The organism is Gordonia sp. UBA7860, from assembly GCF_002500165.1.
GTDB lineage: Bacteria > Actinomycetota > Actinomycetes > Mycobacteriales > Mycobacteriaceae > Gordonia > Gordonia sputi.
Genome location: NZ_DLSO01000002.1, coordinates 1 through 5,051 on the forward strand (window position 1 = coordinate 1; position 5,051 = coordinate 5,051).

The window sequence follows — 5,051 nt, forward strand, 5'->3', positions numbered from 1 at the left end:
CCTATCCGTGCACCAGGCCCAAGTGTCAATCCGCTCAACAAGGAATCACTCAGTGTCGATATCGAGTGGCTCACCTACCACCACCAGGGTGCGTCGCCACCTTCCAATCAACACGGACCGCGAAACGCGCCTTCCAACAACGTCTTCGGCGGATGGTATGCCACGAAACACGACTTCGACTACACCACGCCCAAGCACGACGTCTGCGCAGACACCCCCATCGACCGCGGCCACACACCCACCCCCGGCTGGCCCACCACCACGACCGGTGACTATGACCCGCTCAGCCACACTCCTGACTGGCGCCAGCCTGCTGATAGCCCTGACCGCCTGCACCACAACACAACCGGCAACCACCCCGATATCGCCGTCGCGTGACCCCGGCTACCAACGCCCCGCCAACGTCCAATGGACCGATCACTGGAACCCCACCCCGGCAGTCGATCTCATCAGCGCCGACGGCACCTTCATCCGCGCCTTCATCGAAGCCCAGGACGTAGCGGTGCTCAGTGGTCGCGCCGCCGCTGGTTCCTACCCCGGTTTCACCGACGCCGACCACGTTCCACACCATTCCCGTTACTACGATTCTTTTCCCACACCTGCCTACACCGGATTCTCCTCACACACCATCATCCGACTCGACAACACCGGCCCCGACACCTACATCGCCACCGTCTGCCGCCGCGAAAGTGTCAACCCCCTCAACGAGGAATCACTCAACGTCGACATCGAGTGGCTCACCTACCACCACCACGGCACGCCCCCACCCGCCAATCAACGCGGACCGCGAAACGCCCCTCCAGACAACGTCTTCGGCGGCTGGTACGCAACGCAATACGACGTCGACTTCACCACGCCCAAGCACGACCTCTGCACAGACACCCCCATCAACCGCGGCCACACACCCACCCCCGGCTGGCCCACCACCACAACCGGTGACCTATGACCTCCGCGTCCGATGAGCCCTTCGCCCGGTTCGTGACACCCGACATGCTCGCGGAACGTAAACGGAACGACGCGGCTCTCGACGAACGCCTGCGCGCACAGGCCGCTGCACTGCGCGCACGCCCCGCGAGCGCACCCGTGCCTACCCAGACTCGCGACCTAGACGTTCTCTGTACCGACGAAATAGCACGCCAGGTCGAGTACAAGCGTCGGCTGGCCATCGCACTCGACGACGAATGCCAACGCAGTGTCGACGCTCAGATTTTTGGAATCAGCCCAGAACGCCGAGCAGAGGTTGCATCGTACGTGCGCTCGGAGTTGCTACGCGAGCTGCGAGCGCACCTCGCTAGAAATCCACATCTGAGCGAAGACGAGGGCTAGCTGCTAGCCGGTGGCTAGCCGAGCCGGTGCCGTGCCGACACCAGGCGACGACCGACTCGACGCGCGATATTCGCTGCGCGCGTCTGCAATCGAGCCGCGGTCTCGGGATAGGGCATCGTCTGCGCGATTCCTGCAATCGCGTCGAGCGAGGCGTCGAGAATCTGGTCCACTGTCGGCGGCTGGGCGTCGTCGCCTGCCATCGTGCTCACCGAAAGATCCCCGAGATTACCGGTCACGGGATACCCCGCCACGCGCACAGCCTCGATCATCGTCTCGGCTTCGTCGGCCGCCCACGCACGCTGTTCGCTGGACAGCCCCCGTGGAGTGCCGCCGGTCTGTGCGAACAAGACCTTGGCGATGATGTGACCTTTGACGACGCGCTCGTACCGATCCCACTCGATGTCGTCGGGCTGTAGGCGCGAGTTCAGCCGTCGCAGCAGCTCGGCCTGCGCCGCCGAGAGTGACGTGTTGTTGTTGGGAACGTCGATGGTCATCGGCGTCGGATCGACGTCGAGCACGGACAGAAATCTGTCCCACAACGACGATGCGTTCGTTCCCGGCTTCGCCACGGTGACCAGGTGAGCCCGTTCCGGCCCGACGAACTTGGCCCACCGTCCGAGGATGCCCACGTAGTCCTGGAACTCCCAGAAGGGCTCCTCCTCCATGTCGCCACCCCACGACCCCGTTCGACGTGGCGCGTGCCGCCGCACCGACGTCACGAAGTCGTCGAACGATGCCAGACGCTGGTTCTTGACGTTCTCCTGCCACACCGAGGGCAGTTGGCGGGCCAGATCACGAACGGTCACGACCACGTGGACTTCGTCGGCGAAGGACAGGTCGTTCACCATCGACTCGATCTGTTCCTCGCGCGCCGTCGCGAACAACTCGTGCGACACCAGCGACGTCCCCGGCCAAGCACGCATCTGCGAGACCATCGTCGACCACCTTCCGGCGAAGGCCGGGTCGACCCAGTCGAGATACCGACTGGGCTGTAGGTGGGTTGCGGCGTGAAAGTGATCCGCCATCTCGTTTCCCGGGTAGAGCAGCCCGGAGTGACGAAAAGCGAGGTCGCGGTTCCACCACAGGCGATCCTGGAGATGGGTGGTGCCCGTCTTGGGTAATCCGACGTGAATGAAGACAACTGACATGATGGGTCGAGTTTAGTTGTGCTCACGCACACATCCGCGAGCTCGACACATGCTGTGAGTATTCACAGCAGATCGGTGGGAGACGCACGATCGAGCGCGAGCAAACGCCTGCGGATTTGGGGCCCCTGTTTCCGGCTGGTAAAGTAGACCGCTGTCGCAGAGTCGACGGCGGACACGTGCTGTCCACCCGTTTGACCTGCTCAGGAACACCCAGCAACAGCAATCACCAACAACTGATAGGTACACACGCGTGGCAAACATCAAGTCCCAGGTCAAGCGCAACCGCACCAACGAGATCCGTCGGCAGCGCAACCAGTCCGTGCGCTCTTCGCTGCGCACCGCGATCCGCAGCTTCCGCGAAGCTGTTGACGCCGGCGACAAGGACAAGGCCGCCGAGCTCGGACAGTCGGCAAGCCGCAAGCTCGACAAGGCCGCCAGCAAGGGCGTCATCCACGCCAATCAGGCAGCCAACAAGAAGTCGGCCATCGCTGTGGCCGTCAACAAGCTCTGAGGTAGCACTCTCCGGCGTCAGCCGGAGCTGAACGAGTCAGAGCGCGCACCCGCGACGCGCCCCGTGCACACGGGAGCACGCCGGATCGCAGCGCCGACCGTTCCCCTGTCGAGACAACTCACCCCGGCGACTTCCACGCGGTCGCCGGGGTGAGTTGCGTCGTCGCGCACGCTCCGGCTTCTGAGCGGTTCAGTCCTGCGAACTCAGCCCAGCACGCTTCAGCGCCGACGCGACGTCGGGCGCAACGATGCAACAGCGTCGACCGCATGCAGAAGCGCATAGTCTGCGTCGGCGGCCTGTCCCTTTACATCTCCGTTGAGTCCGGCAACCACCACGACGGCCTGCGCGATCGACGGCGAATCCCATGCCCGTGCCTGCGACTGCACCTTCTTGACACGCGACGGCGGCATGCCCAACTCCGACGCAGCCGCGTACTGATCCATCGAGCCGATTCCGCGTACGCGAGCTATCGCGTGCACCGCCTCGGCGAGCGCATCAGCCAGCAGTACTCGCGGCACCCCGTGGTGCACCGCCCACGCCAAGGACTCGAGCGCTCCGGCCCGATCACCGGTGACGGCTTTGTCGGCGACCTCGAATCCCGTGACCTCCGGGCGCCCCTGGTAGTAGACGCGCACCGCGTCGCGGTCGATCTTCCCGCCGGTGTCGGCAACGAGCTGACTGCACGCCGCGGCAAGCTCACGAAGCTCCGCACCGACCCCCTCGACAACCTGCTCGACGACGTCGGCGCTGACCTTCACGCCGAGCTCACGAAACTCCTTGCGGACGAAGTCCATTCGTTCCGACGGCCAGCGCGGCGCAGTGCAGTCGTGTTCGACGGCACCGGCCTTGCGGAGTTCGCCCACCATCGACTTCGTCCGGCCGCCGCCGGTGTGGATCACCATCAGCGTGATGCCGTCGGGAAGCTCACGAGCCGCCCGCGTGATCAGCGCTGCGGGCTCCTTACCCGCCTCTGCCGCCGACTCGACGACAACGACGCGGTCTTCGGCAAACAACGACGGACTCAACAACTCGGCCAGTTCGTATTCGCTGACGTCGCCCGCGCGCACACGCGTCACCGGGATGTCGGCGCCTGCGTGGTGGGACAGCTCGCTCGTCACACCCGAGATCACACGTCCGGTGAGGAAGTCGTCGTCTCCGAGGAGCAGATGCAGGCGATCGGTCACGCCACTCATGGTGCCAGAACGCCCCGACAACCCCGACGACGCACCGGACACCTTCCCTACTACCGGTCGCACCCGTCCCTCCGCCGACCGTGCGTCTCGTTCCGCCGCCTGTGCGTACGACGCCGCACCCACCCGATCGAGCGTCGATTCACCAACGCCGCACCCAGGACCGTGAACGCCATGACGAGCACCATCCCGGCAAGCCCGTCAGGTATTTCGATTGCCGCCCAACTCAATCCACCGAGCACCCGCGCCACGGTGATCATCCACCACAGCTCCGGCGACATCGCGCGCAGTAACACTTGGGCAACCACAGCCCCCACCTCTCCGGCGAGCCCGATCAATGCGGCGAGTGTTCCCACCACACTGATCACTCCGACGACCGGCGCCACGACGACGTTGGCCAGAATGGAGACCACGTTGAACGTCCCGCTGATCATCGCGATCAGCGGCGCCGTCACGACCTGCGCAGCGATGGCGATAGCCAGCACCTCGGCCGCGACAGGCGGGATTCTCCACTCGCGCAGCATGTCTCGGATCGACGGCGCGATCAGCACGAGTCCGGCTGTCGCCACGACCGACAACGCGAACCCCGGCGCGCTCGCAAGCTCCGGCCACCACAGGAGTCCCCCGATCACGGCGACACCGAGCGCGGGCACCGCGCGCGCACGTCGCGTCGACAACAACGCGAGCAGACCGACTCCGCCCATCATCGCCGCGCGCAGCACACTCGGCGACGGCCGTACCAGGACGACGAATCCGACGATGACGATCACCCCGCTGACAGCCGCCACCTTCGGTGACCCGCCGATCAACCTGATCAACGCAATCGCTGCACCGCAGGTCAGCGCGAAATTGGCACCCCTCATTGTCGTATAGGGG

General features: G+C 65.0%; 6 protein-coding genes. 3 read left to right on the forward strand and 3 right to left on the reverse strand.

Features of this window, described 5'->3' with window-relative positions; all coding sequences use genetic code 11:
• Nucleotides 1-274: 274 nt before the first annotated feature.
• Nucleotides 275-946: a hypothetical protein gene (locus B3T59_RS00060; RefSeq protein ID WP_287001195.1), complete on the forward strand. Its 672-nt coding sequence runs from the start codon at nt 275-277 to the stop codon at nt 944-946.
• Nucleotides 943-1,326, forward strand: coding sequence for a hypothetical protein (locus B3T59_RS00065; protein ID WP_064863020.1), 384 nt, complete (start codon nt 943-945; stop codon nt 1,324-1,326). The genes B3T59_RS00060 and B3T59_RS00065 overlap by 4 nt, the downstream gene beginning before the upstream one ends.
• A 14-nt stretch (nt 1,327-1,340) precedes the next feature.
• On the opposite strand, the gene B3T59_RS00070 is transcribed toward B3T59_RS00065, so the two are convergent.
• The gene (locus B3T59_RS00070) at nt 1,341-2,474 is read right to left on the reverse strand and encodes a hypothetical protein (RefSeq protein ID WP_064863021.1); all 1,134 of its coding nucleotides are present in this window, start codon (nt 2,472-2,474) and stop codon (nt 1,341-1,343) included.
• Between the two features lie 250 nt (nt 2,475-2,724).
• Between B3T59_RS00070 and rpsT the strand changes: the two genes are divergently transcribed.
• A complete protein-coding gene (gene rpsT / locus B3T59_RS00075; RefSeq protein WP_005205136.1) occupies nt 2,725-2,985 on the forward strand; it encodes a 30S ribosomal protein S20 in 261 nt (86 codons plus the stop codon).
• Between the two features lie 218 nt (nt 2,986-3,203).
• Here the strand turns inward: rpsT and holA are convergent, their stop codons facing one another.
• Both holA and B3T59_RS00085 read right to left on the reverse strand, forming a co-directional pair.
• Nucleotides 3,204-4,178 carry a DNA polymerase III subunit delta gene (gene holA / locus B3T59_RS00080; RefSeq protein WP_064863095.1) on the reverse strand — a complete coding sequence of 325 codons (975 nt, stop codon included), beginning with the start codon at nt 4,176-4,178 and terminating at the stop codon, nt 3,204-3,206.
• A gap of 50 nt (nt 4,179-4,228) precedes the next feature.
• A partial coding sequence (locus B3T59_RS00085; protein WP_287001196.1) for a ComEC/Rec2 family competence protein occupies nt 4,229-5,051 on the reverse strand: 823 nt, incomplete at its 5' end.

What these genes read in the sequence shown, in the direction of transcription:
- holA (WP_064863095.1), bottom strand. Translation starts at nt 4,178, where the DNA reads ATGAGTGGCGTGACCGATCGCCTGCATCTGCTCCTCGGAGACGACGAC.
- B3T59_RS00065 (WP_064863020.1), top strand. Translation starts at nt 943, where the DNA reads ATGACCTCCGCGTCCGATGAGCCCTTCGCCCGGTTCGTGACACCCGAC.
- B3T59_RS00060 (WP_287001195.1), top strand. Translation starts at nt 275, where the DNA reads ATGACCCGCTCAGCCACACTCCTGACTGGCGCCAGCCTGCTGATAGCC.
- B3T59_RS00070 (WP_064863021.1), bottom strand. Translation starts at nt 2,474, where the DNA reads ATGTCAGTTGTCTTCATTCACGTCGGATTACCCAAGACGGGCACCACC.